The sequence below is a fragment of the Ruegeria sp. CJ2 genome (assembly GCF_056536745.1).
This window is the reverse complement of sequence record NZ_JBQFQF010000020.1, coordinates 1-26,227: the sequence shown is the minus strand read 5'-3', so window position 1 is coordinate 26,227 and position 26,227 is coordinate 1. Positions and strand designations below refer to the sequence as shown.

Annotated in this window: 28 protein-coding genes; 17 read left to right on the top strand and 11 right to left on the bottom strand. The window is 55.9% G+C overall.

Translation table 11 applies throughout. The features are described from left to right. Positions 1 to 20 precede the first annotated feature (20 nt). A complete protein-coding gene (locus tag ACR0MS_RS19795; RefSeq protein ID WP_170386721.1) occupies positions 21 to 536 on the bottom strand; it encodes a DUF805 domain-containing protein in 516 nt (171 codons plus the stop codon). Between the two features lie 128 nt (positions 537 to 664). Between ACR0MS_RS19795 and ACR0MS_RS19790 the strand changes: the two genes are divergently transcribed. The 3 genes from ACR0MS_RS19790 to ACR0MS_RS19780 all read left to right on the top strand — a co-directional run bounded on the left by ACR0MS_RS19790 (position 665) and on the right by ACR0MS_RS19780 (position 3,274). Further along, entirely contained in the window at positions 665 to 1,129 is a 465-nt protein-coding gene (locus ACR0MS_RS19790; protein ID WP_480577832.1) for a hypothetical protein, read from the top strand. A gap of 576 nt (positions 1,130 to 1,705) precedes the next feature. Then, positions 1,706 to 2,263, top strand: coding sequence for a recombinase family protein (locus tag ACR0MS_RS19785; RefSeq protein ID WP_480577836.1), 558 nt, complete (start codon positions 1,706 to 1,708; stop codon positions 2,261 to 2,263). 234 nt (positions 2,264 to 2,497) lie between these two features. Continuing rightward, positions 2,498 to 3,274, top strand: a complete 777-nt coding sequence (locus ACR0MS_RS19780; RefSeq protein WP_480577839.1) for a nuclease-related domain-containing protein — start codon at positions 2,498 to 2,500, stop codon at positions 3,272 to 3,274. Between the two features lie 1,251 nt (positions 3,275 to 4,525). Here ACR0MS_RS19780 and ACR0MS_RS19775 read toward each other — a convergent pair. Further along, positions 4,526 to 4,795 carry an HlyU family transcriptional regulator gene (locus ACR0MS_RS19775; protein ID WP_480577842.1) on the bottom strand — a complete coding sequence of 90 codons (270 nt, stop codon included), beginning with the start codon at positions 4,793 to 4,795 and terminating at the stop codon, positions 4,526 to 4,528. A 264-nt stretch (positions 4,796 to 5,059) separates the two neighbouring features. Here ACR0MS_RS19775 and ACR0MS_RS19770 point away from each other — a divergent pair, with 264 nt between their 5' ends. Both ACR0MS_RS19770 and ACR0MS_RS19765 read left to right on the top strand, forming a co-directional pair. After that, positions 5,060 to 5,455 carry a hypothetical protein gene (locus ACR0MS_RS19770; RefSeq protein ID WP_480577845.1) on the top strand — a complete coding sequence of 132 codons (396 nt, stop codon included), beginning with the start codon at positions 5,060 to 5,062 and terminating at the stop codon, positions 5,453 to 5,455. Positions 5,456 to 5,609: 154 nt separating this feature from the next. Beyond that, the gene (locus ACR0MS_RS19765; protein ID WP_170757166.1) at positions 5,610 to 5,987 is read left to right on the top strand and encodes a hypothetical protein; all 378 of its coding nucleotides are present in this window, start codon (positions 5,610 to 5,612) and stop codon (positions 5,985 to 5,987) included. Positions 5,988 to 6,077: 90 nt separating this feature from the next. Here the strand turns inward: ACR0MS_RS19765 and ACR0MS_RS19760 are convergent, their stop codons facing one another. Then, positions 6,078 to 7,010, bottom strand: coding sequence for an MBL fold metallo-hydrolase (locus ACR0MS_RS19760; protein WP_480577848.1), 933 nt, complete (start codon positions 7,008 to 7,010; stop codon positions 6,078 to 6,080). A gap of 139 nt (positions 7,011 to 7,149) precedes the next feature. Between ACR0MS_RS19760 and gltX the strand changes: the two genes are divergently transcribed. Continuing rightward, positions 7,150 to 8,475: a glutamate--tRNA ligase gene (gltX, locus tag ACR0MS_RS19755; RefSeq protein WP_480577851.1), complete on the top strand. Its 1,326-nt coding sequence runs from the start codon at positions 7,150 to 7,152 to the stop codon at positions 8,473 to 8,475. 79 nt (positions 8,476 to 8,554) lie between these two features. On the opposite strand, the gene ACR0MS_RS19750 is transcribed toward gltX, so the two are convergent. Continuing rightward, positions 8,555 to 9,124 carry a gamma-glutamylcyclotransferase family protein gene (locus tag ACR0MS_RS19750; protein ID WP_480577855.1) on the bottom strand — a complete coding sequence of 190 codons (570 nt, stop codon included), beginning with the start codon at positions 9,122 to 9,124 and terminating at the stop codon, positions 8,555 to 8,557. A 95-nt stretch (positions 9,125 to 9,219) separates the two neighbouring features. Here ACR0MS_RS19750 and ACR0MS_RS19745 point away from each other — a divergent pair, with 95 nt between their 5' ends. Continuing rightward, positions 9,220 to 9,666 carry an RrF2 family transcriptional regulator gene (locus ACR0MS_RS19745; RefSeq protein WP_480577858.1) on the top strand — a complete coding sequence of 149 codons (447 nt, stop codon included), beginning with the start codon at positions 9,220 to 9,222 and terminating at the stop codon, positions 9,664 to 9,666. Between the two features lie 2 nt (positions 9,667 to 9,668). Here ACR0MS_RS19745 and ACR0MS_RS19740 read toward each other — a convergent pair whose 3' ends face one another. Together ACR0MS_RS19740 and ACR0MS_RS19735 are read right to left on the bottom strand one after the other, a co-directional pair. Then, positions 9,669 to 12,197, bottom strand: coding sequence for an ABC transporter permease (locus tag ACR0MS_RS19740; protein WP_480577861.1), 2,529 nt, complete (start codon positions 12,195 to 12,197; stop codon positions 9,669 to 9,671). Next, entirely contained in the window at positions 12,194 to 12,889 is a 696-nt protein-coding gene (locus ACR0MS_RS19735; RefSeq protein ID WP_480577864.1) for an ABC transporter ATP-binding protein, read from the bottom strand. Before ACR0MS_RS19735 ends, ACR0MS_RS19740 begins: the two co-directional genes overlap by 4 nt. 65 nt (positions 12,890 to 12,954) lie before the next feature. Here ACR0MS_RS19735 and ACR0MS_RS19730 point away from each other — a divergent pair, with 65 nt between their 5' ends. After that, a complete protein-coding gene (locus tag ACR0MS_RS19730; RefSeq protein WP_480577907.1) occupies positions 12,955 to 13,575 on the top strand; it encodes an arylesterase in 621 nt (206 codons plus the stop codon). Here the strand turns inward: ACR0MS_RS19730 and ACR0MS_RS19725 are convergent, their stop codons facing one another. Continuing rightward, on the bottom strand, positions 13,576 to 14,136 hold the full coding sequence (locus ACR0MS_RS19725; RefSeq protein WP_480577867.1) for a L,D-transpeptidase: 561 nt from the start codon (positions 14,134 to 14,136) through the stop codon (positions 13,576 to 13,578). Between the two features lie 179 nt (positions 14,137 to 14,315). After that, positions 14,316 to 14,522, bottom strand: a complete 207-nt coding sequence (locus ACR0MS_RS19720) for a cold-shock protein (RefSeq protein WP_170378838.1) — start codon at positions 14,520 to 14,522, stop codon at positions 14,316 to 14,318. 205 nt (positions 14,523 to 14,727) lie between these two features. Between ACR0MS_RS19720 and ACR0MS_RS19715 the strand changes: the two genes are divergently transcribed. Further along, positions 14,728 to 15,327, top strand: a complete 600-nt coding sequence (locus ACR0MS_RS19715) for an REP-associated tyrosine transposase (protein ID WP_480577870.1) — start codon at positions 14,728 to 14,730, stop codon at positions 15,325 to 15,327. Between the two features lie 407 nt (positions 15,328 to 15,734). On the opposite strand, the gene ettA is transcribed toward ACR0MS_RS19715, so the two are convergent. After that, positions 15,735 to 17,402: an energy-dependent translational throttle protein EttA gene (gene ettA / locus ACR0MS_RS19710; protein ID WP_480577873.1), complete on the bottom strand. Its 1,668-nt coding sequence runs from the start codon at positions 17,400 to 17,402 to the stop codon at positions 15,735 to 15,737. A 110-nt stretch (positions 17,403 to 17,512) separates the two neighbouring features. On the opposite strand from ettA, the gene ACR0MS_RS19705 reads away from it, so the two are divergent. The 3 genes from ACR0MS_RS19705 (at position 17,513) to dacB (ending at position 20,209) form a co-directional block, all read left to right on the top strand. Then, positions 17,513 to 18,010, top strand: a complete 498-nt coding sequence (locus ACR0MS_RS19705; RefSeq protein ID WP_480577876.1) for an MOSC domain-containing protein — start codon at positions 17,513 to 17,515, stop codon at positions 18,008 to 18,010. A gap of 32 nt (positions 18,011 to 18,042) precedes the next feature. Further along, positions 18,043 to 18,663 (top strand): nicotinate-nucleotide adenylyltransferase, encoded by a 621-nt coding sequence (locus ACR0MS_RS19700; RefSeq protein WP_480577879.1) that lies wholly within the window; start codon positions 18,043 to 18,045, stop codon positions 18,661 to 18,663. A 67-nt stretch (positions 18,664 to 18,730) separates the two neighbouring features. Further along, positions 18,731 to 20,209 carry a D-alanyl-D-alanine carboxypeptidase/D-alanyl-D-alanine endopeptidase gene (gene dacB, locus ACR0MS_RS19695; protein ID WP_480577882.1) on the top strand — a complete coding sequence of 493 codons (1,479 nt, stop codon included), beginning with the start codon at positions 18,731 to 18,733 and terminating at the stop codon, positions 20,207 to 20,209. A gap of 2 nt (positions 20,210 to 20,211) precedes the next feature. Here the strand turns inward: dacB and ACR0MS_RS19690 are convergent, their stop codons facing one another. Both ACR0MS_RS19690 and ACR0MS_RS19685 read right to left on the bottom strand, forming a co-directional pair. Continuing rightward, entirely contained in the window at positions 20,212 to 20,634 is a 423-nt protein-coding gene (locus ACR0MS_RS19690) for a tellurite resistance TerB family protein (protein ID WP_480577885.1), read from the bottom strand. A gap of 81 nt (positions 20,635 to 20,715) precedes the next feature. Beyond that, positions 20,716 to 21,183, bottom strand: a complete 468-nt coding sequence (locus ACR0MS_RS19685) for an Lrp/AsnC family transcriptional regulator (protein ID WP_480577888.1) — start codon at positions 21,181 to 21,183, stop codon at positions 20,716 to 20,718. Between the two features lie 108 nt (positions 21,184 to 21,291). Here ACR0MS_RS19685 and phhA point away from each other — a divergent pair, with 108 nt between their 5' ends. The 5 genes from phhA (at position 21,292) to ACR0MS_RS19660 (ending at position 26,150) form a co-directional block, all read left to right on the top strand. Further along, a complete protein-coding gene (gene phhA, locus ACR0MS_RS19680) occupies positions 21,292 to 22,092 on the top strand; it encodes a phenylalanine 4-monooxygenase (RefSeq protein WP_480577891.1) in 801 nt (266 codons plus the stop codon). Positions 22,093 to 22,099: 7 nt separating this feature from the next. Continuing rightward, a complete protein-coding gene (locus ACR0MS_RS19675; protein WP_480577894.1) occupies positions 22,100 to 22,453 on the top strand; it encodes a 4a-hydroxytetrahydrobiopterin dehydratase in 354 nt (117 codons plus the stop codon). 134 nt (positions 22,454 to 22,587) lie between these two features. Then, a complete protein-coding gene (locus tag ACR0MS_RS19670; RefSeq protein WP_480577897.1) occupies positions 22,588 to 24,162 on the top strand; it encodes a lysine--tRNA ligase in 1,575 nt (524 codons plus the stop codon). 48 nt (positions 24,163 to 24,210) lie between these two features. After that, positions 24,211 to 24,612 carry a DUF4864 domain-containing protein gene (locus tag ACR0MS_RS19665; RefSeq protein ID WP_480577900.1) on the top strand — a complete coding sequence of 134 codons (402 nt, stop codon included), beginning with the start codon at positions 24,211 to 24,213 and terminating at the stop codon, positions 24,610 to 24,612. Between the two features lie 1,130 nt (positions 24,613 to 25,742). Continuing rightward, complete coding sequence (locus tag ACR0MS_RS19660; protein ID WP_480686343.1) at positions 25,743 to 26,150, top strand: hypothetical protein; 408 nt, start codon at positions 25,743 to 25,745, stop codon at positions 26,148 to 26,150. Positions 26,151 to 26,227: the final 77 nt, after the last annotated feature.

Here is a 26,227-nt window from a genome sequence, read left to right as displayed (position 1 = left end):
CAGCTAATCTGGCAAGTTAGTCACGCTGCCGGTGGCCCGTAGGGGTTGGCCCCTTCCTCGGACGGCCGGGTCAGCCACCAGATCATCATGACCGTCAAGACCAATTGCAGCACCCAGACTACGATCATCCCGGTTACTCCGAGGAACGCTGCTGGGCCGCGCAGAACTTCCGGATCGTCTACGCCGCCCTCCAGTACGGAGAAGACCGCAACACCGCTCAGAATCGCAACCATGGTCGCAAACCCCAACGCCATTGGTAGAAGAAGGTACCATCCCGGGCGTCCGGTGTCGTGCAGTCGGCGCCACCCAGCAGCAAGCATCGGTAAGAAAACCGCGACTTGAAATAAGGGGTTAAGGACACTCGTGCCTTCGCCGGTTTCGGGGTTTGCGCCGAACATCGCCCTGTCTAGGACCGAAAAAACGATGTTGCACAAGATGACGAAAAGCACGAACCACCAGTATTCCGAACGTGTTGCCCGCCCTGAAAAGACGACGTATTTCGAAAGGCAGACTTTGATCGATTGCACAAACCCCATTCCAAGCTTACCTTTCTGTGGTTTTGCATTTGAAACTCCGTCATGGCATAGGATTTTGCGTTGCTAGTCAAGCCGCAAGACACGGCCTTTACCGTCGCCTGAAGCGGCTAAACAGACAGAGGATCCCGATGCCTTCAAAGCGAATTTTAGTAGTAGGCACTGCACTTGTTGCTGTTTGCGCCGCGTTCTGGGCTGGTTCAGTGATCCAGAAAGCCGCCTATCTTGACCGATGCCTCGATCTGGGCGGAGGCCGGGTCCCCGGCAACTACCCGATATGCGTGATCGATGGCACAACGGCACCCCTTCAACTTGGACCGATCGTAGTAACGGCGCGGGAGATTGTCGGTGGCGAAATACGCGAGGATCCAAATGGCCAGCCTCTTGTCGAGTTACGCCTAGTCCCTGACATTGCCGCTGCCCTTTCGGCATTCACCAAGGCATCTGTGGGTGGTTCGCTTGACATCAAGGTAGATGGAAGCCTGCTTCGCTCGGTCAACATCGTTGAAGGCGTTGAGGGAGACCGATTGATTCTTCCCATGCCCAAATCAGATGCGCATACACTCTCTCAAAGGCTCGAGCTGGACGGCCTTTGAGCCAGGATTTACACCTGAGTGGCGACTGGCTAGTGGTCGAAATCCGCTTCGACACAACTCGATGCCGCCGAATCCCGGGCCAGAGTCCGTGCCCGTGTGACGTTCTGGTTCGTTCATACGGATAGGTCAGAGGCCTGCACAGTTTGCACCTCGGACATCTCTGCAGTTGGTTTCCCTGTGAGTGGATTCAAAGTCTGCTCTTCTATCTGCGGCGCTGCTAACAATTTTGAGTTTCGAATTGCCACACTTGCGAGCGTCAGCACGGGACCACTTCCGGAATGGGCTCAGGGCGGTCATTCGCTGCATACAGCGTCAATGTCCGCTGCTTAGGCCGAATTTACTGTAATTTTTTGGCGAATTTTTTCGAGCCCGTATCTATAGCTCCGGACAGCCTGAGCTCCCCCCATGGGGTAGTCAGCATATGTCTTGGCCCTTTTGTATAGTATTGCTGTTTCACAAGGCCCTGCCCCAGCGACACAACTGGCACACGGGCAAAGTGTGTCTCACAGATGTTGACTTTCCATTTTGAGACAGTATGTGCCTCAATATCTAAGACTTTGAGAGACGGATAAGATCATGCTTGTTGGCTATGCTAGGACTTCCACTTTGGATCAGACGGCTGGACTTGATGCTCAACTACGGGAACTGGAACGAGCTGGGTGCGAGAAGGTATTTACCGAACAGGTATCCTCAGTGGATGTCAGAGCGCGTGAGAAGCTCACAGAGGCGCTGAATTTCATCCGTGAGGGCGATCACCTAGTAGTCACCAAACTGGACCGTCTTGCACGCTCTATGGCCCACCTAATGGAAATCCGCAGTCAACTTGAGGACGTTGGAGCGCATCTAACAGTTTTGGGATTGAACCTCGACACCTCAACTGCTCAAGGCAAGCTGATGTTAAACCTATTGGGAAGCGTTGCCGAGTTTGAGCGGGAGATTATGCTGGAACGTCAGCGGGAAGGAATTGCTAAGGCAAAGGCTGCAGGTAAGTACAAGGGTCGCAAACCTACGGCAAAGGCAAAGTCGGGTGATGTGATTGCACTTGCGAGTGAAGGGATCGGCGCTACGGAAATCTCGCGTAGGCTGGGTATAGGTCGGGCGTCCGTGTATCGGATACTTAGTGCTCGACAATAGCTTTTCTTCGAGATGAATAAAGGCTCCTATTGGGTGCGCATTGCCCAAAACAATCTATCTTCTTTGCACTTAGGGTGCACCAGGTTTGTCATAATCTAACAACCTTTTGGCGCCTGCTAACAAGCGGTCGAACTTCAAAAAGCCCAAGTAACAAAATGTCCATTCAAATTCTGAGCCTGGTGCGCAGCAGTGCAGCGTTAGATCTACTTCAACAAAGGAATGGTTTGAATTGTTATGCTAAAATTCCTGTTGAAATCCGCTTTTTGGGCACTTGAAGCAAGTTACAATACACCTGAAAAAAAAGGCGCCAGAGGTGAACGTCGGGTGCATTCAGCACTCACATCAGTATTGAACGAAAAAGACTATCAGGTCTTGTCCGATTTAACGCTTCCCGTAGCCGGTGGCACTACTCAGATCGACCATCTCCTGATCTCTCGCTATGGCATCTTTGTTATTGAGACAAAGAACATGTCCGGTTGGATTTTTGGCAGTTCCGACCAACGTAGTTGGACCCAAGTGCTAAAAGGTGGCAAGCGCCGCAGTTTTCAAAATCCGCTTCGGCAGAACTATGCCCACGTGAAGGCCGTCCAAGTCATCTTGGGTATTGAGGAAAGTCTTTTACACAACTTTGTGGTGTTTACGGGCTCGGCCCGACCAAAAACGGCGATGCCAGAAAGCGTCGCTTGGGGACTTCAAGACCTCGGAAGGCTAATTGCAGTCGAGAAGAAGATTGCACTCTCGGACGTACAAGTGACCTCGTACGTAGCGAAACTACGCGACATAGCCTTGGAAAACAGCAGGGAGACGAAGAAAGAACACCTGAGAAACCTGGAGAGGATGGCTGCTTCCAAAGTAAAAAGCTCGACAGACAGGCCTAGTGGGCGAATAGGCCGAACATCTTGCCCGCGATGCGGCGCCAATATGGTCGAACGAACTAATCGTAGAACGGGTAACTCCTTCTGGGGTTGCGTGGCGTTTCCTAAGTGTAGGGGCACACGAAAAGCTGTTTAGTAGGTTGGAGAAAACGTTGTCCATTTTCGGTTCCGCCAAAGCCCTCCCTCAGTTGAGCGAATAACCGAACTGACAGACTGCAAAAGCGTGATCTGTCTGCCGCGACAAGGTTGTAATTCAGATTGCACTTACCGAATGTGTGATCTGTCTGCCTCTGCAAGGTTATTCAATAGATTACAATCTGATGTAGTATCGGATACGAGAGAGTGTACATCTATAGTATATACACACTCAATAATCATAGAGAATTGTAGTATGCATAATCACAGTATGTAGTTACTACGCTGCACAGTGGTAAATATGTTTAACGTTTTATGAATTACACACCGAATGTACATATCTTGTATATATACACAAAGGACTTACAGCCAATAATGTTCGGCCACTGTATGTAACAACTAAATCAAACCAAATAATACACCTAGACCAATACACAAACTGTATCGATAAGTTGGCCCGCATCAACACCATCAGTTCTAAACCATGTATATATTCAATATGTAAAAACCACTTATCTATTTGTTTTAAATCATTTTTAACATTGCATCCGGTTTAATGCCGTAGTTAAAGGCACACTGTCTTGAGCAGCCTCACAACAAACCCTGTGAAACTTCACCGGGTGTGGCGGTTTGCAGAGCTACCCAAAAAAAGATGTTGTTGAGAACGAAGAGTAATGACTAACACAGCAAAGAAGGTGGAGCGAAATCTGACGTTCTGGTCAAAGAAGCTTAGGCGATACAGTAAGCAAGTTGAGGCCACTGGCTTGTTGGTCCTACTGCTTGCCGCGTATTTTCAATTTTCTGCTGAAAGTTATCGCAGGCAACATGTTGAACATCTACTCGAAGATACTATCGCTCACGTTGAATACGTAGAAGGTAGGCTGGCTCGCCTATTCAAATGCACAGCGAACGACGACTGCGAAGTTCGGGACTACCGTGACAAAGTGAAGGCTGAAGCCTTGACCTTTAGCCCAACTATCCTTGAGGATCGGGAACCTTACTGGAGGTCATGGCGACAGCTTCTTTTTTTCATCGGAGCGCTCTTGGTCGCTGGCGCGAAGTTTGCAGACTGGCCAGACCCAGACAACTGATACTTGAGAACTAAGGCCTGATCGCAAAGGCAAGCATTGGTTAACGTATACGCGGAGCAATGCGGTGCGACAGTTTTTGGCAAGTGTCTGTCACTCTTAGGATTTGGAATATATGCGTTAGCATGCTCCAGTCGCATTGCCGCTCGAAGCTACCGGTACTCTTAACTGAAAATACGTTCGCCCTGCTCGTCAATCACTTGCTTAGCCTTTGCGATACTGAAGCTCTCGGCCTGATCGCGGCTTTCAAAGACATCCGCCCGGATCACTGCGTAGGTCTTGCAATCTCCGTCGATTGTTTTTTCGATGCGTGCCGATAGTCGGTACTTGCCACCTTCGGCCATTAGGTCGGGGAATATTTCAAATCCTTTGTACGAGACTGGTTCCGGCTCGGACTTTTTGCCGCCACCGAAGAGGTTTGAGAAGAAGGACATGGGGCGGTTCCTTTCTGCGTTGCTCGGACCGGAGACTAACGCTGCTCAGGGTCGAGGTGCCCACGATGCCGGAAGCCACGGCTACGCTAATCCTGAATGCATTTGTACAGCATCCCTAGGAAATTTGAGAGAGAGACAAAAATGCGGCCCTACCTGGTGCGTCTATAGAGTGCGCAAATGATCGCAATTTGGTATCCAGTATGCTATACAAAAGATATACTTATCTCTTGGTGCCTTCACCTTCTGAGAACAGAGGAGTCCACTGTGCCAACACCTCTCTTCAAGCCCGGTCATTCTGGTAATCCGGGTGGGAGACCCAAGCTGGATCCCGAGACAAGAAAGTTGATCCAGTCGAACGGCGAGATCGCAGTGAAACGCATGAATGATCTTTTGTCGATGGACGAACTCTTCAATCGCATAGATGGGAACGGCGAATTTGTATCGGGAAAATTCTCTGGCAAAGAACAAATCGCTTTGTTGGCCCTAGCTCAGGACCGAGCCTTCGGACGCGCTGATGGCGTTAGCATCACGCACACCCACAGCGGAACTGTAGGCATGAGCGTCAATCCAACACAGCGGCTCAAAGACATCAGCGACCGCCTTCCAGAGAGATTGGCTCAACAGAAGGTGATTGAGTCAAAACTGGATGACGACGAATAGTCTCCAACCATCACGTAGCTACTGCCGGGTTTAGAGGTTTGGGTTTGTGCCTACAGGCCATGCGCCCGCGCACGTAAGCCGCCTCGAGTTGACGACCCTATATTGTATTTGATATCGAAGGCGCCCTTTTCCAAAAAATTAGGAGGACCTGCATATGTGGGTAGCATTCTCTACGCCCGAGGGTTCGGGCTTTTTCTCTGCCGTTGCAAAGGATGAGTACGGCAAAACCAGCGGGCCGAACATCGGTTCTCGCGTCTGTCTGCGGTTCCGCCGCGCGCAGGATGCCGAACTTCTGCGCGACTACGGCATGGACGGCGAGGTAATCGAAACGCCGGGAGGCGACTATCGCTACCGGGCATTCATCCCGCGCAACCATTTCGCAATGATGATTGAGAAACTGGCACGGGCCATGGACTACCCCAATTTCAAGGACAGTATCCCCGAGGACGATGTGGTGTTCGAGGGCGCATGCCACAAAGCGTGGGGGGTGTTCGGTGATCTGCAACCGGGTGGGCCGTATGGAATGGGGTAAACCAAAGCCACGGTCCGCACGATGTCCGCATGAAGCGGATTATAGATCTAGAAAACGCCCCGACGCCCAGCGCGTCAGGGCGCCTTCTTTTCAGCCCATTAATTGATAAGAAACAGGCACATACCGAAACCCCTCGCCTCGTGTTTCGACAAAGCCAGCGCCTGGAAATGGCATGTGAAAGCCGATCATCGGTACCTTGTCGGCGGCCAGCATTCCCAGCACGTTGCGGCGTGACTGTGTCGCTGCAGCCTTGTCCATGTCAAAGCGGACCTCCCACTCGGGATGCGCAAAAGACCAGACATAGTGGTTGGCCAGATCAGCGGTCAGCACCAGACGCTGGCCGTTGCTTTCCAGATGATAGACCGTGTGGCCCGGCGTGTGCCCATAGGCAGCGACGGCGGTGATGCCGGACGCGACTTCTCCGCCATCGGTAAGGAAGGTCATCTTTTCGGCCTGCGGGGTCACTTTGGCGGCGACCAGATCGCCAACGCGATTGCCTGCATCCTGCGCGGCCCAGAAATCGTATTCCGGCGATGCGGTCACGAAGCGCGCATTTGCAAAGGTGGGCGCGTCATTTGTGGTCATGCCGCCGATATGGTCAGGGTGCATATGGGTGATGACGACAACGTCGATCTGATCTGCCGAGACCCCTGCATCGGCCAGTGCCGCCTGAATGCCGCCCTGACCCAAGCCGGTGTCGAACAAAACCAGTTCTGAACCCGTATTGACCAGCGTCGGAGTGAAGAAGAACTGCGCCACGTCGGGCGAGATAAAGTTGTCCGCCGAGACCTTGGCGAAATCCTCATCCGAGGCACCGCCGCCGAAGATGTCTTTGGCGCCATCTCGGGGCAGGCTGCCGTCCAGCAAAGATGTTACGGTAAAATCGCCCAGTTGAAAGGACTTGGCGATGGTCGAGTTGGCCTTTGTTTCAGCCCCTGCTGCCAGAAGAGGTGTAGCTGCTGATGCAAACGGCAAAGCCGCCGCTGCGCCCAACGCGGCCCGGCGGGTCAGTTTAACGGTCATTTTTGGTCTCCCTGTGTGTGCCAGCAGGTGAAAGATAGGTCTAAGATATCAACTTGCCACCTGACGTTACCGTGAGCGGGCCCCGTGGCTGGACAAAACGCCCATCCTGTGACAAGAGCCGCGCCAACAGGAGACACCTATGACAACCACCCGTTTCGCCCCGTCGCCCACCGGTTACATCCATGTGGGCAACCTGCGCACCGCGCTGATGAACTATCTGATCGCCCGCAAAGCAGGTGGTACGTTCATCCTGCGCATCGACGACACTGACCCCGAGCGGTCGAAGGAAGAATATGTCGACGCAATCAAGCAGGACATGGAGTGGCTGGGCCTGCATTGGGACCGGGTCGAGCGTCAGTCCGAACGGCTGGACCGCTATGCCGAGGCTGCCGACAAGCTGCGCGAGATGGGCCGGTTCTATGAAGCGTTCGAGACACCGACCGAGCTGGACCTGAAGCGCAAGAAGCAACTGAACATGGGCAAGCCGCCGGTCTATGACCGCGCTGCGCTGAAACTCAACGATGCCGAGAAAGAGGCCCTGCGCGCGGAACGCGGCAATGGTGTGTGGCGTTTCAAGCTGGATCACGAGCGGATCGAGTGGAATGATGGCATTCTGGGCGACATCTCGATTGATGCAGCGTCCGTGTCCGATCCAGTGCTGATCCGGGGTGATGGGCAGGTTCTTTACACCATCGCGTCCGTAGTTGATGACACCGAGATGGGTGTCACTGACGTCGTGCGTGGATCTGACCACGTGACCAACACCGCAACTCAGATTCAGATCATTGAGGCGCTGGGCGGTACATGCCCGCGTTTTGCGCACCACTCGCTGTTGACCGGTCCGCAGGGTGAGGCGCTGTCGAAACGACTGGGGACTCTGGCCCTGCGCGATCTGCGTGAACAGGGTGTGCAGCCGATGGCTCTGTTGAGCTTGATGGCGCGTTTGGGCTCGTCCGATCCGGTCGAGCTGCGCTCGGACATGGCCGAGCTGATTGACGGGTTTGATATTGGCCGTTTCGGTGCGGCCCCGACCAAGTTCGACGTGCAGGACTTGTTCCCGTTGACCGCAAAGCACCTACAGTCCTTGCCTTTGGCGGATGTTGCCGACGCGGTTGCGGACGCTGGTGTTCCCGCTGACCTGGCCGAGCCTTTCTGGGCCATGGCGCGAGAGAACATCACCACGTTGGCCGATCTGAAGGGCTGGTGGGAGCTGTGCCGCGATGGGGCCGAGCCTTTGATCGCTGACGAAGACCGCGAGTTCATCGCCGAGGCTGTGGCGCTGCTGCCCGAAGGTCCGTTCGATGGGGAGACTTGGGGCCAATGGACGAGCGCTGTAAAAGAGGCGACGGGTCGGAAGGGCAAAGGTTTGTTCATGCCCTTGCGCAAGGCGCTTACGGGTATGGAACGGGGACCTGAGATGGCGACCTTGTTGCCATTGCTGCACGTGATACGCGCGCGGGGGTGATGAACGCGCCTTGCGGCGCGTGCCTCCGGCGGAAGTATTTTTGAACAGAAGAAGGGCCGGGGTTTGACCTCGGCCTTATTTATTGGGTGTTGATGATGGTTGCAGAGAGATGCTGCAGGCGGTCATCGACAAAGCGTGTCTCGTCGGGTTTGAGTTGTTGGTGGCGCGGGTAACGAGGTTCGGCCCGATCGTTCAGGATCGGCGCGCCCCACCCGTCGGTGGTGGTGAAGAAACGCTCTGCTCCTTCCTCGCCAAAGGCCCGCAGATACCCTTGGACGACCACGTCAATATAGCTGAGCAGTAGCGGGTGTTGGTTCGTTGGCTCGCTGTGCCGTTGATGTGGAACGGCGTATACCGCGATCTCAACATCGTGGGTCAGGGGGTGCGTGATGGAATGCGTCGCTGGCACGCGGTCATAGGCCCATTCCCGTTCATCCAGCGCGGCCCAATCGTTTTTGGGGACATGGGCGATCATCCCTTCGATCTCGCAATTCGGGTCCGGTACGGCCGTCAGAAAGGCGACGGGGCGCAGGTCAGTGTGCCTCCAGGCCCGCCGCCATCCTTTTAGTCGGGCGGGGCGGGGATCGGGAAAGTCGTGGGTGGCCAGGTTCACGAGGCTGCCATAGCCAAAGAAATAAGGGTCTGCCATGTGCCTCTGTTTCCTGTTGTGCCGATTGATGTATGTCAAACCGCTTTTTTGCCGGACATGCAATAAGATCCCATCTTGAAATTTGGGAGGCCATCATGCGCATCACCAAAAGGACGAACATAGCAGTGCGCCTGTTGATGTATTGTGCGGCGCATCAGGACAGGTTGGTGACCAAGTCTGAGATCGCCGAAGCCTGCAATATCTCGGAAAACCATCTGGCGCAGGTGATCAATCAACTGAGCCAACTGAATTATCTCAGTACACAGCGCGGACGGAACGGCGGCATGACCCTTGCTCGTTCGGCCGAACAGATCCGCATCGGGTCGGTTTTTCGCCATGTGGAAGGTAACTTACCGCTGGCAGAGTGTTTTGCGGATGCCGATAATACCTGTCCTTTGACAGAAGCCTGCCGGTTGCGACTGGCGCTGCGGGACGCGGCCGAAGTTTTCTATGCCTCACTGGATGAGATCACTTTGGACGCGCTGGTGTGCGACAACGATCAGTTGTTGAAAATCCTACAGCCGGTGGCCTGTGTAAGGTAGATTCAATCGCTGGCCCGTAGGATGCGGGCCGGGCGCACCGCAAGAGGGCGCAGGGCAAAGACAAGGCCCGCGCCCAAAGTCACAAAAATACCGGCCAGCACGATGCCGATGGCCGAAGGCCAAATGACGGCAAAATCCGTGTCAAAGATGAATGTGGCCACGGCCCATCCGCCCAGAATTCCGGCCAGCAATGCGACAGACCCTGCCGCGGCCCCCAAAAGCACTGCGCGGAGGGCAAAGCTTAGCAGAATGCGGCGTCTGTCGGCGCCCAGTGTCTTAAGGATTGCGGCCTCGTACCTGCGGGCGGGTTCGCCTGCGGCGGCGGCGCCGATCAGAACCAGAAAGCCTGTCAGAAGCGAAACGCCAGCCCCGTAGGACGTCGCCGCCGCCAGACCTGCCAACAGACCAGACACGCGGTCGATCGCGTCACGTACGCGGATTGCGGTGATATTTGGAAATTGCCCGGCCAGGTCGCGCAGAATGGCGGCTTCGGCCTGTTCTTCGGCATAGACGGTGGCGATGAAACTGTGCGGCGCACCGGCCAGGGCTGCCGGGTTCATGGACATGACGAAACCCATTCCTGCGGTCGAGAAATCTACTTCACGCAATGATGTCAGTTCGGCCGTAATATCACGCCCCAGAATGTTGACCGTTAATTCATCGCCGAGTTTGAGGCCCATTTCCTCGGCTTCTTCGGCCGCAAAGCTGACTTGGGGGCTGCCCGCGTAATCTTCGGGCCACCATTGGCCTGCGGTGATCCGTGAATTCTTAGGGGCGCGCGCCGAATAGGTCACGCCGCGATCACCGTCCAGAACCCAATGATCGCCAGCAACGTCCCGCGCCGGGCGTCCGTTGATCTGGGTGATGATGCCCCGCAGCATCGGTGCGCTCTCTACCCGGCTGACGGCTGGATCCTTTGCCAGACGATCCGAAAAACCGGGCATCTGGTCTTTCTGGATATCGACGAAAAAGTAGGAGGGTGCCACATCGGGCAGGTTTCCTGAGATTGCATTGCGCAATGTCCCGTCTATTTGTCCGACCGCCGCCAGTACCGAAAGGCCCAATCCCAAGCACAACACGACCGAAGCTGCGCCTTCGCGGGGGTTGGAAATAGCCGCCAGCGCCCAGCGGAGCGCGGGGCGACCGCGGGCCGGTCTTGCGGCGAGGCGTGAAAGCCTGCGGATACCCAGCGCAGAAAGTGACAAGAGGAGCAGCGCGGCGATCAACCCTCCGCTGGTCCAAAGCGTCAGGCGCGCAGACCCGCTGAACCACGCTGCTGCCGAAATCAGCAGCGCAAGACCAATGCCTGTGGCAATCACATAGACGGTGCGGGGCAGAACCTTTGCCGAGGTCAGGGCATCGCGAAACAAGGTCGCGGCGCGGACGTCTTCTGTCCGGGCCAGTGGCCAAAGTGTGAACAAAAAGGCAGTGAGAAGCCCGTAAAGCGCGGCCTCTGCCAAGGGCTTTGGATAGAGTGAAAACACTGCCGGTACAGGCAGGCGGGCTTCGATCAGAGGTGCCAAGACCAGAGGCGCAACACCGCCCAATATCAGGCCCAACACGATGCCTATGCCGGACAAGAATCCGATCTGGATCATATAGGTTTGGAAGATGGTTGCCTTGTCTGCGCCCAACGTCCGCAGGGTTGCGATGGTTTCCGTTTTCCCGGCGAGATAAGCGCGCACTGCAGCAGAGACGCCGATGCCTCCTACTGCCAGGCCGGACAACCCGACCAAAACCAGAAAGGCGCTTAGTCTGGCGACAAACTCGGAAATTCCGGGCGCGCCGTTTCGGGCATCGGTCCAGCGCATGCCCGTTCCATCAAAAAACGTCCGCGCGTTTGAAGATAGCGTTCCGAGATCAGTGTCTTGCGGCAGGTCCAGTCGGTATTTTGTTGAAAACAGCGTTCCCGGCGCAAGCAGACCAGACGCTTGAAGGTCCTTTGTGCGGACCATCGTTCGCGGTCCCAACCCGAACCCGTCTGCGGCCCCGTCCGGCTCATGCAGTAGGGCTGCCATCAATACAAAGTCCTGAGTTCCAAGCGTAACCCGGTCACCTATTGCCAAACCCAGCCGGTCAATCAGCAGCGGATCCATGACCGCGCCAGGCAGCACCCCCTGTCCGTCCAACGCGACCGAGAGCGTCATCTCGGGTTCCAACACAGGCGACCCCAAGAGGGGATAGGCGTCATCAACTGATTTCACCTGGGTCAGGGCGCGTTGTGTTTCGCCGTTCAAATGGACAACGGCCATCGAGCGAAAATCTACGACCTCGGACAAGGCTTGTGCCGTCTGCTGCATCCAGGCGCGTTCATCGTCACTTGCAAAGCGATAGGTGAATTCCAACTGCGCGTCTCCGCCCAGAAGGGCCGCGCCTTCTTCGGACAATCCGGTCTGGATGGCGTGGCGAACGGACCCAACCGCGGCGATTGCCGCGACCCCAAGCGCAAGACAAGCGAGGAACACCTGAAATCCCCGCAGCCCACCGCGCAGTTCGCGACGCGCCAAACGCGCGGCAAGGCGCAGGCTCATTCTGCGGCCTCTTGCTGCGTGTCTTCGGTTATGCGCCCGTCACGCAACCGGACCACCCGGTCACATTTTTGGGCCAGACTGTGGCTATGTGTGACCAGTATGAGGGTAGCGCCATGTCGATCCCTGAGGTCGAACAGCAGGTCGACAATGGCGGTGCCGTTGGCTTCGTCCAGATTCCCGGTGGGTTCGTCGGCCAGCAATATCTGAGGGCGCGGCGCGACGGCGCGTGCAAGGGCGACGCGCTGTTGCTCACCCCCCGATAGTTGCGCCGGATAGTGATCGCGACGATGCCCCAGTCCGACGGCCTCAAGCTCCGTTTCGGCGCGCGCGAAGGCATCGCGATGTCCGGCCAGTTCCAACGGTGTGGCGACGTTTTCCACGGCTGTCATCGAGGGGATGAGATGAAAGTTTTGGAAAACAACCCCCATCGCGCTGCGTCTGAAACGGGCCATTGCGTCTTCGTCCATGTCGGTCAGATCGCGATCCAGCGCAGTAATCCTGCCGCCTGTTGCCTGCTCCAACCCGCCCATCAGCATCAGCAACGACGACTTGCCCGACCCGGACGGCCCAACCAGACCCAGCGTTTCGCCCTTGTTTACCGATAAGTTGATGTCGTGCAGAATATCCACCCGACCGGCATTGCCATCCAGCGACAAAGCAGCATTTTGAAGCGAAAGAATTGGTGATGTCATAGGTCAATCCAAGCGGAGGCGGTCAATTGGGATATGGAGCGGTTGGGATTTTGCGCAAGGCTTTGATGTCGGGCGCGTTTGCGTGCTGCGGCTTTGCGGTCACAGCCGAGACTGTTGTGATCGCCGCTTTGGGCGACTCGCTGACCCAAGGGTACGGTTTGCCGGAACAGGATGGGTTTGTTCCACAGCTTTCAAGCTGGCTTCTGGAAAATGGGGCCGACGTGCGGCTGATGAACGCCGGAGTGTCCGGAGATACCACCGCTGGTGGGGCATCGCGCGTTGGCTGGACCCTGACGCCCGAGGTGGACGGAATAATCGTCGCATTGGGCGGGAATGACGTGTTGCGGGGGATCAACCCGGTGGTGTCGCGCTCCAACCTCGAAACGATCTTGAAAGCCGCTGACGCGGCCAGTGTAGAGGTTTTGTTGGTGGGCATGCAGGCACCGGGAAATTACGGAGCTGAGTATAAGTCGGAATTTGACGCAATCTATCCCGATCTGGCCGCGCAGTTTCAAACCGGATACGCACCTGACTTTTTTGCGGGATTGGTGGCAGAGGGCGATCCGAATGCCGCCCGCGCTTACCTCCAGCCGGATGGCATCCATCCGAACGCCAAGGGTGTTTCCCTGATAGTCGAGGCGATTGGCCCCAGTGTCCTGGATTTGGTGAACCAGATCAGCGACTGATCAGACCACGGTAACAACTGTACCGATTGGCACGCGCTCGTACAGGTCGATGACATGTGCGTTCATCATTCTGATGCACCCGTTCGAGGCCGCTGTTCCAATCGTTTGCGGCTGCGTCGTGCCATGAATGCGGAAATACGTGTCGATACCGTTCTGGAACAGATAAAGGGCGCGGGCACCCAGTGGATTGTCGCCACCGCCCGGTTGGACATAGTCATTGTCCTTGAAACGGGCATATGTCCTTGGTTCCCGCTCTATCATCTCTTCGGTTGGCCTCCAGGTGGGCCATTCTTTCTTGACGTCGATAGTGGCGGTGCCGGTGAATTCCAGCCCGGCCTTGCCGACGCCACAGCCATAGCGAATGGCCTTGCGCGGTTCGGTCACGAAGTAGAGGTAGAATAAGCGCGGAACGACCAACAACTGGCCCGGCAGAAACTCTTTCTTGATCCGCACATATTGCGGCGTGGGATCGTATTCGACAGCTTTTTTCTTTGCCGTGGCCATTCCGGGTATCAAACAGGTGGCGGCGGCTGCGGTAACAAAAGTGCGACGTGTGAACATGGTGGTTCTCTTCAAAACAACACGGAAATCATAACGATAATGTTGAATGATATCCGATCCGGTCAATCACCGGGGCAGAGTAACCGAAATGTGATGTATTCCTGCGGACACAGTATTCCTGTGTTGCCGCCGGTCAAAAAAGAAAAAGGGCAGGCGATTATCCCTGCCCTTGGAACGGCTTACGCCAGTTCGATATTGTCGGCGCTTTCGCGGCCGTCACGACCCGAGCGCAGCTCGTACGTGACTTTCTGGTTGTCGGCCAGACCGGTCAGGCCCGAACGCTCGACGGCCGAGATGTGAACAAAGATGTCTTTGCCGCCATCTTCGGGTGCGATGAAGCCGTAGCCTTTGGTGGTGTTGAACCATTTTACGGTGCCTGCTGGCATATCCGTTGTCTCCTCATTGGTGCTGCCCACGTGGTTGCGGCAGCCTGGCGTCGTAGTCTGGATCGAATGACTGAGCGCCGTAGAAGGAGACAGTAGGTCGAAATAGAAAAACGTGTGCCCCATGGATATGGCATTGGGGTGGGCGTGTGGCAAGGGCGGAGTTGTGTTAACGGTCTGGTAGCCATAAATGCGGCAAGATAGCCGCATGAGCAATTACCTCCGCGTTCGCATCCCCGGAGCGAAGTATTTCTTTACCGTTTCGCTGGCCGACAGGTCATCTGATCTGCTGATCCGTGAAGTGGCACAGTTGCGTGCGTCATTCGCTGCGACGCAACAGGAGAGACCATTCTGGTGCGATGCTTTTGTTGTCCTGCCGGATCATATTCACGCGATTTGGACCTTGCCGCCGGGGGATACTGATTATTCCACACGATGGGGAGCAATCAAGGCACGGTTTACCATGCGCGTGAACAGGGCCAACAGTAGGCCGGGCTTCAGCCCGGCACCATTGCCGACGGAACTGCCGGTTGTAACGTCAGGCAAATATGCCGGGCTGAAGCCCGGCCTACGGCGCAGCAAACGTGAGGCCGCGATTTGGCAGCGCAGGTTCTGGGAACATTGTATCCGGGATGAGCAAGATTACCGCAATCACATGGGGTATTGTTGGGGTAATCCGGTCAAGCATGGATTGGTGAAGCATCCGACCGATTGGCCGTTCACATCCCTTCACCGGGACATCCGTGCAGGTCGGGTTGATCCGGAGTGGAGTGGTGTGGTCACCGATGGCAAGTTCGGAGAGCCGTAGGATGGGTGATTTCACCCATCAATTTATGTGGTTGTATATTGGAGTGTTGAGAAGTGATGGGTGCGAGCGCCCATTCTACGGTGTCTCAGCCGTAGCTTTTGCAAGGCAATCATCATGAACAGGATTATGCCCTGCAGCGAGCATAGCGATCTCTGCATCGCGTTCCGAATTTGCCAATAGCAGAATTTTCTTGCCCATAGTCGAGAGCCTTTCGATCATGCATTCGGCAAGAACTTCGTTCTACGTTGGTGTCATGTCATCCCTCGATAAGTAGAGGACATATTTTTCCTGCGCTGCAGCAGTGTTAGAATCGGCTTCAACAGGGACAGAAGTAAGTGAAAGGGCGAAACCCACTGCGAAAACGTAAAGTACATATTTACAGCTGCCCATCACCTTACCTCACGTCTTCACCGAGCAAACTTCTTATGTTTCAAGCGCTTAGGCGCCAGCGCGTCCGGTCCGAGCCTCCGTTTTTTGTCCTCTTCGTAATCCTCGAAGTTGCCCTCGAACCACTCCACATGCGCGTCGCCCTCGAACGCCAGAATATGGGTGCAAATCCGGTCGAGGAAGAAGCGGTCGTGCGAAATCACAACAGCGCAGCCGGCGAAATCGACCAGCGCGTCTTCCAGCGCGCGCAGGGTTTCGACGTCGAGGTCGTTGGTGGGTTCGTCGAGCAGCAGGACGTTGCCGCCCTCTTTCAACAAGCGCGCCATGTGGACGCGGTTGCGCTCACCACCTGACAGCAATGAGACTTTCTTTTGCTGGTCGCCGCCCTTGAAGTTGAAGGATGAGCAATAGGCGCGGGAATTGACCTGCGCGTCGCCCAACTGGATGATCTCGGCCCCGCCGGTGATCGCCTCCCACACGGTGTCGTTGTCCTTGAGGTCATCGCGGGACTGGTCGACATAGGACAGCTCGACCGTATCACCCAGCGTGATGGTGCCGCTATCGGGCTGTTCCTGACCGGTGAGCATCTTAAACAGCGTCGATTTACCAGCACCGTTGGGGCCGATGACGCCGACAATGCCGCCGGGGGGCAGGGCGAAGTCCAGCCCTTCGATCAGTTGCTTGTCGCCCATGTGTTTCGACAGACCTTCGACCTCGATCACTTTACCGCCAAGGCGCTGGCCGTTGGGGATGACGATCTGGGCGCGGGTCAGCTTTTCGCGTTCGGACTGTTCTGCCAGCTCGTTATAGGCGTTGATCCGGGCCTTGGACTTGGCCTGACGCGCCTTCTGACCCTGACGCATCCATTCCAACTCGCGCTGCAAGGTCTTCTGCTTGGACTTGTCCTCGCGGGCTTCCTGCTCCAGCCGTTTGGCCTTTTGTTCCAGCCATGCAGAATAGTTGCCCTCGTAGGGGATACCGCGGCCGCGGTCGAGTTCGAGGATCCAGCCGGTGATGTCATCCAGGAAGTAACGGTCGTGGGTTACGATCAGGATCGTGCCCTTGTAGTCGATCAGGTGCTGTTGCAGCCAGGCGATTGTCTCGGCGTCCAAATGGTTGGTCGGTTCGTCCAAGAGCAGCATGTCGGGCGCTTCCAGCAGCAGCTTGCAGAGTGCGACGCGGCGTTTCTCACCACCCGAGAGGTTGGTGATGTTGGCGTCGTCCGGCGGGCAGCGCAAGGCCTCCATCGAGACGTCGATCTGGCTGTCGAGATCCCAGAGGTTTTCCGCATCAATCGCGTCCTGAAGGGTGGTCATTTCCTCCATCAGCTCGTCCGAGTAGTTCTCGGCGATCTCCATGGCGATTTCGTTAAAGCGATCAACCTTGGCCTTTTTCGCGGCCACGCCCAGCATGACGTTTTCACGCACCGAGAGCGATTCATCCAGCTGTGGTTCCTGCGGCAGATAGCCGACCTTGGCGCCCTCAGCCGCCCAAGCCTCACCAGTGAAGTCGGTATCGAGGCCAGCCATGATCTTCATCAGCGTCGATTTACCCGCGCCGTTGACGCCGACGACACCGATTTTCACGCCGGGCAGAAAGCTCAGGTGGATGTTTTCAAAGCACTTCTTGCCACCGGGATAGGTCTTGGAGACACCCTGCATGTGGTAGACATATTGATAGGCGGCCATGTCGCGTCCTCTGGGTCGGGGAAATCAGGTTAGACCGCTAGATATCCAAGCAATGCGGGCGGGGCAAGCTGGTGATATTGTGAATTTCATTTGGAACCGCGGCCAGGTAGATGAGCAGAAGCCAACGGGGGATGAATTTGACGAAACTGGCCGAATTAATTGCGGGTTGGGCGGCTGCTGGCCAGATCGAATGGATCGGATTGCGTCCGGATCGCCGTGCAGAAATGATTCAGACAAAAGACGTCCTTATATCTGCCGAAGGGCTTTCAGGTGATCGCGCCCGCGCAGGCAAGCGGGCGGTGACGCTGATCCAGCAGGAGCATCTGGCCGCGATTGGGTCTTATCTGGGGCAGGGGCCGGTTTCCCCGGAAATCCTGCGACGCAATCTGGTGGTTTCGGGGATCAATCTGGCCGCGCTCAAGGGGCGTGAGGTGCAGGTGGGCGAGGCCATTTTGCGTCTGACCGTCATCTGCGCGCCATGCAGCCGGATGGAGGAGGCGCTGGGCAAGGGCGGTTATTCTGCCGTGCGCGGACATGGCGGTTGGTGTGCCGAAGTGGTCCGGCCCGGGCGCGTCAAGCTGGGCGACGCGGTGAAACCTGTTGATTGACAAGCCGCTACAGTTCTAAACAACAGCAAGAGATGTTTCGACACGATATTCCATTTGCACGGCCCGGGCAGGTCGTTGGGCTGTTTGGTGGGTCATTTGATCCACCACATAAGGGGCACGTGCATGTGACGCTTGAGGCGATGAAAGCCTTTGGGCTGGATCAGGTCTGGTGGCTGGTGACGCCGGGAAATCCGTTGAAGGAACAAGGGCCCGCACCCTTGGAGCGGCGGCTTGCGGCTGCGGGCGAAGTTATGCAACACCCCCGCGTTACTGTGACGGAAATCGAGGCCCTCACCGGTACGCGGGCGACGGCAGATACTCTGGCAGAATTGCAAAAGCTTTATCCTCAGGTCCGGTTCGTCTGGCTGATGGGGGCAGATAACCTGGCTCAGTTCCATCGGTGGAAAGACTGGCGGTTGATCATGGATAGTGTGCCGGTTGGCGTTGTTGCGCGTCCGGGTGACCGGATATCTGCACGAATGTCGCCCGCGGCTCGGCTTTATTCCAAGTACCGGATCGACGGGCAGGCGCGGCATTTGCTTGGGCGGGCCGAGGCCCCGGCCTGGTGTTTCGTAAATGTACCGATGGTCGACGTCAGTTCGACCGATCTGCGTACTCAGGGGGGGTGGGCCAATGGGGTGTTGCCCGAATAGCCCCAGAGGGCGCATAATGATCCATGACCGGTTGTGCGCCTGTGATCTCTGGGATTTTAATTGACCCATGGCTGATCGTTTTTCACGTCGTAAATTTCTAGGAGGGCTTGGCGCCGCCTTTGTCCCCGTTGCGGCCTTCGGTAATCCGCCGGAGGTATCGCTGAGGCCGCAGCTTCGTGGTGCGCAACCAAACGGGGCCGAGCGCCTGATCAAAGCGGCGGGTCTGAAAGGTGAAGTCGCCTTTGCCGTTGCTGATGTGGAAACCGGGGCCGAGTTGGAAGCCGTTGGTGGCAATCTGGGTTTGCCCCCGGCCAGCGTGGGCAAAGCGTTGACGGCCCTTTACGCGTTGGATGTTTTGGGCCCCAACTATCGGTTCGAAACAAAACTGGTCGCGGACGGGCCGATCGAAAACGGTGTCCTGAAAGGCGATCTGGTTCTTGTTGGCGGTGGTGATCCGCTGCTGGACACGGATGCGCTGGCGACGATGGCGGCCAATCTGCGCGAGGCGGGTGTCATCGAAGTGCGTGGCGCGTTCAAGGTGTATGACGGAGCCTTGCCTTACGTGTTCAGCATTGATCCCGGTCAGCCGGATCACTTGGGCTATAGCCCGGCCATTAGTGGAATATCCCTTAATTTCAACCGTGTACATTTTGAATGGAAGCGCGAGGGGACGGACTACGACATTGCGATGGACGCACGAAGCGCGCGGTATAATCCAGCGGTCGATATGGCGACTATGAGGGTCGAGGGGCGTAAAACTCCGATCTACACTTATGAGCCAAGCGCGCGGCAGGATCGTTGGACTGTCGCCAAGGCCGCATTGGGCAATGGGGGCGCGCGTTGGTTACCTGTGCGCAAGCCCGCGCTATACGCGGGTGATGTCTTTAGAACACTCGCCCGGTCAAACGGGATTGTTCTGGACCGCGTGCAGGTGACGCGCGAGCTGCCTCAGGGTTTGGATCTGGTTGTGCATCTGAGCGACCCGCTCGACAGTATTCTTCGCGGGATGTTGAAATACTCGACCAACTTGACGGCCGAGATGGTTGGGATGGCGGCTTCGAAAGCGCGCGGGGCGGACCTTCGGACCTTACCGGACTCAGCGGCAGAGATGAATCGATGGGCGGCCGAGACATATGGTGTGAACGGGATTGCCATGGTCGATCATTCTGGCCTTGGTGACGCGTCCCGCGTCGCTCCGGAAGATTTGGTCAAGGCGCTGATCGCAGCGCAGAAAGCCGGTGCTCTTCGGCCCTTGTTGAAAAAATTCACTTTGGCGGACAGTCAGGGGCGCCTAGTCAAGGATCACCCGATCAAGGTGGATGCCAAAACCGGGACGTTGAATTTTGTGTCTGGCTTAGGCGGGTTCATCACAACGCCGGACGGGTCCGAGTTGGCGTTTGCCATTTTCACGGCCGATGTTGATCACCGGGCCACGATTCCCCGGGCTCAGCGCGAGCGTCCGCAAGGAGCGCGCAGTTGGAACAGCCGTTCTCGTAGGTTGCAGCGCGCCTTGATCGAGCGGTGGGGAACCCTGAACGGCAGTTAAAATCAGGTGGTATGACGTGCCCGTGCGCCACGTTCGATTGCGGCGGCGTGCAGCCTGTCAATGTTCAACTCATACCGGATTTCTTCCAGCAAACGCAGCTCGGTTTCAGCAAGAGATCCATCTGCGGCGGCGACGTCGCAGGCCAGCGCATAGGCCGTTTCGTGCAGGCGTTCGGGCAAGTTGTCCCGGATGAGACCGAAAAGCGCATCCAGCCCGTCTTCTTGTTCAAACAGGTCAAACACGGTTTGCGAAACTCGCCGTGTCCGGCCGATGTCGTATTCGGCAAAGACCGGCAGCATATTCACCGCGCCTTCGATCTTGACCAGTTCGGCTGTGCGGATGGTTTCATCCGACGCCGAGACCGCGACCATGATCGCAACAAGGCAATCCTGAGGGGACATCGGGTGAGGAACTTGGTCGGTCATGCTGTCGTCCTGGTTAAGCTGTTCTGAGCGGGCACGATAGGAGGGGTCGAGTTGAGGTTCAATGAGTTTTGCCGTCGGCACTCATAGAATAGGCAGTGGTCCGCGAGTTTTGGTCTGTCTCAGCACAAAATTACTGCGTGTGTCACGGACCAAGCCGGACTTCAGCAAACGCTGCATGATGAAATGTTCAAGCTCCTCTGGCGTTTTCGCATAGACCTTCAGGATGAAATCATGATCCCCCGTGATCGAGGCGCATTCGACAATCTGCGGTTCGGTTTCAATGAGGCGCAGGAAAGAGGCGATGCTGTCTTCCTGATGATCGCGCAGCGCAACATGGACATAGGCAATCGCGTTCAATCCGACAGATTTGGCTTTCACCTGAGCTGCATAGCCGGAAATAATCCCGACGGCTTCAAGATCACGAACCCGGCGCCAGCATTGTGACGCGGACAAACCGGTGCGATCAGCCAGGTCTTGCATGGACAGGCGTCCGTCCGATTGGAGTTCTTTGAGAATGGCAATATCGGCGGATTGAAGAATTTGGGTCATATTTTGATCATTCTCGGAATGTTTCATTCAAAATAGGGCAAAACGCGACCCTATCAAAACTAATTTTGTCGCCGCAAAGGTATAAACTTTTCTTCAGGAGGAGTCGCTATGCCCAAATCGACAAACTACGTTGCCAAGGTCGCAGATGCGCAGGGCAATATTGCCTATACCGCCGAGGAGGATGCTGTTTGGGCTGATCTCTATGCCGCGCAGCAAGGCAATATTCGTCGGTACATGGCGCGCGAATACCTTGAAGGGCTGGAGCGGTTGGATTTGCCAAAGACATCTGTCCCGTCGTGCAAGGACATCTCTGACCGCTTGTTGGATCTGACGGGTTGGCGGGTTCAGCCGGTTCCGGCTTTGATCGGGTTCAAAACCTTCTTTGGAATGTTGGCAGATCGGGTGTTCCCCGCTGCATCGTTCATCCGGTCGCGCGAAGATTTCGACTATATTGAAGAACCAGACATCTTCCATGAAATCTTCGGTCATACACCGTTGCTCAGTGATCCCAGGTTTGCGACCTTTAGTCAGGCGATCGGGGAAGCGGGCGTTGCGGCTGAAGATCGCGATTATTCGTGGCTGATCCGCCTTTACTGGTTCACGATCGAGTTCGGGTTGCGTCGGCAGGACGGAGAGATAAAGGCGCTGGGGTCGGGGCTTGCATCCTCTCCCACTGAATTGGTCTACGCCGTCGAAAGTGACATTCCTGACCGGGATCCGTTCGACGTTCTTACGATCTTGCGCACACCTTATCGGATCGACATGCATCAATTGGGCTATTTCGTGCTAAACTCGCCCGAAGACCTGTTTGAGGCCGCCGACCGAGATCTGTTGGCGGATGTACGACGGGCGCAGACCCTTGGGCTGCTGCCGAACAAGTTTCCGGAAAAAGCAACTGCGGCGGAGTGAACTGAACATGACCCTAACTGGAGAGACCTGCAGCCTGTCGGACCGAACCTGTGTGCCCTGTTCCGGCGGAATCCCTCCTTTGACCGCTGATGAGGCCAAGACGCATGTGGCCGAACTTGCCTCTGACTGGAAACTGGACGCGGAGGCAAAGGCGCTGAGCCGTCATTACACGTTCAAAGGGTTTGCCAAGGCGACGTATTTGGCCAATCTTTGCGCGTGGCTTGCCGATCAACAGGGTCACCACCCGGATATCGCTTTTGGCTGGGGTTATGTGGATGTCAAATTGACGACACACGAAATTGGCGGCCTCAGCGAGAATGATTTCATCTGGGCGGCCAAACTGGATCAATTGACCTCGTGATTCTGCGTTTCTAAGCTTTCCAGTCAGGAAAAACCCCAGGCTTTATTGACTCATGCTGCACCGGCACAATAGGAGGGGCCGGTCGGTTGCATATGGCGACCGGCACTGTTTTTCCCGATGGAGCTTGTCGAATAATGTCTGAACTGCGTGAAACCGCGATGTCGTCCAAGGCCTGGCCTTTTGAAGAGGCGCGCCGGGTACTCAAACGCTATCAGAAGGGTGCTCCTGAAAAGGGGTATGTGCTGTTTCAGACAGGATACGGTCCGTCGGGCCTGCCACATATCGGGACATTTGGCGAGGTTGCCCGGACGTCTATGGTACGTCACGCTTTTGAGCAGATCAGCGATATCCCAACCAAGCTGATTTGTTTCTCGGACGATATGGACGGGTTTCGCAAAGTGCCGACCAACGTACCGATGCAGGACGCGTTGAAGGAAGATCTGCATCTGCCACTGACCAAAGTGCGCGATCCGTTTGGCACGCATGAAGGGTTTGCACAGCACAACAACGCGATGCTGTGCGATTTTCTGGATAGCTTCGGGTTTCAGTATGAATTCGCCTCGGCCACCGATTACTATACCAGCGGCAAGTTTGATGAGATGCTGCTGACCGCCTTGGACCGGTTCGAGAAAATTCAGGAAATCATGCTGCCGACCCTGGGGGCAGAGCGGCGCGAGACCTATTCCTGCTTCCTGCCGATTAGCCCGAAAACCGGCCACGTGTTGCAGGTTCCAACGCTGGAACGCGACGTGGCCAAGGGGACGATCGTTTATCAGGAACCCGACGGCGAAAAGGTCGAAATCCCGGTCACGGGCGGCAACGTCAAGATGCAGTGGAAGCCGGATTGGGCGATGCGCTGGGCCGCGCTGGGCGTGGACTATGAGATGTCGGGCAAGGACCTGATCGACTCGGTCACGCAATCGTCGAAAATCTGCCGGGCGCTGGGCAAGCAGCCGCCCGAGTCGCTGAGCTATGAGTTGTTCAATGATGAGCAGGGGCAGAAAATCTCGAAATCGAAAGGCAATGGTCTGTCGATGGAGGAGTGGCTGACCTACGCCGCGCCCGAGAGCCTTTCGTATTTCATGTACCAAAAGCCCAAGACGGCCAAGCGTCTGTATTTTGATGTCATCCCCAAAGCAGTGGATGAGTATCACCAGCAGTTGCGTGCCTATCCGGGGCAAGAGCTGAAGGCGCAGTTGAACAACCCCGTTTGGCATATCCACGGTGGCGGCGTTCCGGAATCAACGCTGATGGTGCCCTTTGCAATGCTGTTGAACCTTGCGTCGGTTTCCGGTGCCGAGGACAAAGAGGCGTTGTGGGGCTTTATCCGCCGGTATGCGCCTGAGGCCACGGCCGAAACGCATCCCGACCTTGATCAGGCGGCAGGCTTTGCGGTGCGTTACTTCAACGATTTCGTCAAACCAACCCGCCAACATCGCGCACCTACGGATCAAGAGCGCGAGGCGTTGGAAGCGCTCAAAGCCGCGCTTGCAGACTATGACGGTCCGATTGAGGATGAGGCGCTGCAATCCGTGGTCTATGCCATCGGACGCGATCGGTTCGATCCGCTGCGGGGATGGTTCACCGCCCTGTACGAAGTGCTCTTGGGTGCGTCTCAAGGGCCGCGTTTTGGTGGATTTATTGCGCTGTATGGCGTGCCAGAAACGATTGCCTTGATCGACAAGGCATTGGCCGGAGAACTGGTCTGATTTGACCTGATACCTCATGGGGCTACCCTTGGATCAGGAGGTGGCCCTATGCGCCGTATTATTCTTGCCGTAGCCTTCAGTGTCGGGCTGGTCACGAGCGGTGCCGCTCAGGATGCCGAGATCGAGGCCAATATCGCAGCCCAGATACAGGCGTTCAAAGCGGATGATTTCGTCACCGCCTTTACCTTTGCCAGCCCGAATATCCAGAACATATTTCGCACGCCCGAGAATTTCGGGGCAATGGTGCGAAATGGCTATCCGATGGTCTGGCGACCTTCCGAAGTAAGGTTTCTGGAGCTGCGCGAAGTTGCCGGAGCTTTGTGGCAGAAGGTGATGATCGTCGATGGGGATGGGCGTGCCCATATCCTTGACTATCAAATGATCCAGCTTGAAAGCGAGTGGAAGATCAACGGCGTCCAATTGCTGGGAAATTCCGACCCGTCCGCCTGATGCAACGCCTCCGTGACGGTGGCGTGATGGGCGATTAATCCCTTTTCGATTAACAGGGGCCTTGGGCGACATGCTTGAGGCCCCGTCTCTACGGGGTTTCTGGCGTGTGATGCTGGATTCCAGACGGGGAGGGGACGGGGAGAGGTGGGTTTGAGGCCCCCAGTCGACTTGAGGAAAAGAAACCGGGGACCTCCGCTAGCCGCGCGCTTGGCGTTGGGAACCACTCGTCGCGACCGCACCCCAAAATAACAGCCACCGATTTCAGTAGGAAGATTGACACGCGGGATGGGGGCGACACACCACCGAGTTTCGGGGGAAGTCGGCAGTGTGCGCCCCCTGATGCTGCCGCGTACCCCCTCGTGAACAAACTCAACCCACCAACAAATCAGCAGCATCAAGGCCAGAAATAGTGGGTTGGAGGAAATGGTCATGCGAAAATAGGTCAACCGCTTGTTATTTGGTGCCAAAATAGCTTTCCGAAGACCAACTTATCGCAGGATTTATGTTGATGTGATCCTTTCCAACACAACAGACGTATTATCTTAAGTCCCTAACCCCATTGGGGACCCTACGTGAGTGACTACACCCCGCCTCTGTGCGGGGTGTTTTTTTGAAGCCCTCACAGGGACGCAGTTTCAGCAGGAAGATTGACGTGCAAACGCCCGGGAACCACCCCGGGCGTTCGACTTACCAGCGAGTAAAGGGCCGACCAAAGCCCATTCTCGTAGAAATCACATCCCTGATATTCGGGTCAATCTGTCGTTGTCGGATGGTTGCATGACAACGCTAAACAATTGTTTGTAAAAGATATAATTGACGCGAGGCATCAGCATTATTTTATTCGTGGGGTAGACCCAACCAGTGAGATGACCGACATGACTGCGTACCTTTTTTGTCATGCCGCTTGGATTCGCTGCCTTTACTCCATCCTATATGCCCATACTAAAGCTGACAAATGGTATTGCAGCGAAGTACTCAAGCTTCGTTCCGCCGACACTGCTTTCTGGTTCAGGGCTGTTTTTGGTGATCGATGCCGTTTTTACCCAACAAACGGTGTAGGTTTATACAGGCAACAGGAGGGTTCTTCTTTAGTTCCCTTTTGACTTTAAACGGAAGAAGGCAATTCCATTATGATTGGAACAATAAAGACTACAATCTTGGGCGGGATCTTTTTCCTAGTTCCATTCGGTATACTCCTACTTGTCGGTCAGGAAGTTTTAAACTTGGCCTTGTTGGTTGCATCACCTCTTGCTGAATTGTTCCCGGCAGACGATTTGTTCGGAATCGCTATGGCAAGCGTATTGGCTTGGATCTTGGTGCTGTCCGTTTGTTACGTCGTTGGCCGTATCTCAACCATGCAATCCGGCAAATTCTCAGTAAAACTAGATAACATAATTGCAAACTTGGTGCCCGGTTACAGACTGATGAAATCCCGTATGGCGGGCCTTTTGAGCGTCGAAGACACATCGGAATTGCTCGAAGTCGTTGAAGTTCATCAGGGCAATGCTGAGCAGCCTCATCTGACTGGTCCAAATTGATTGTTAGTGCATCGTCGGCCTGTAATCCATTGGGATGATGGTTTCAGGTGCTGGCGGGCGATAGCCCAGTGCACTGT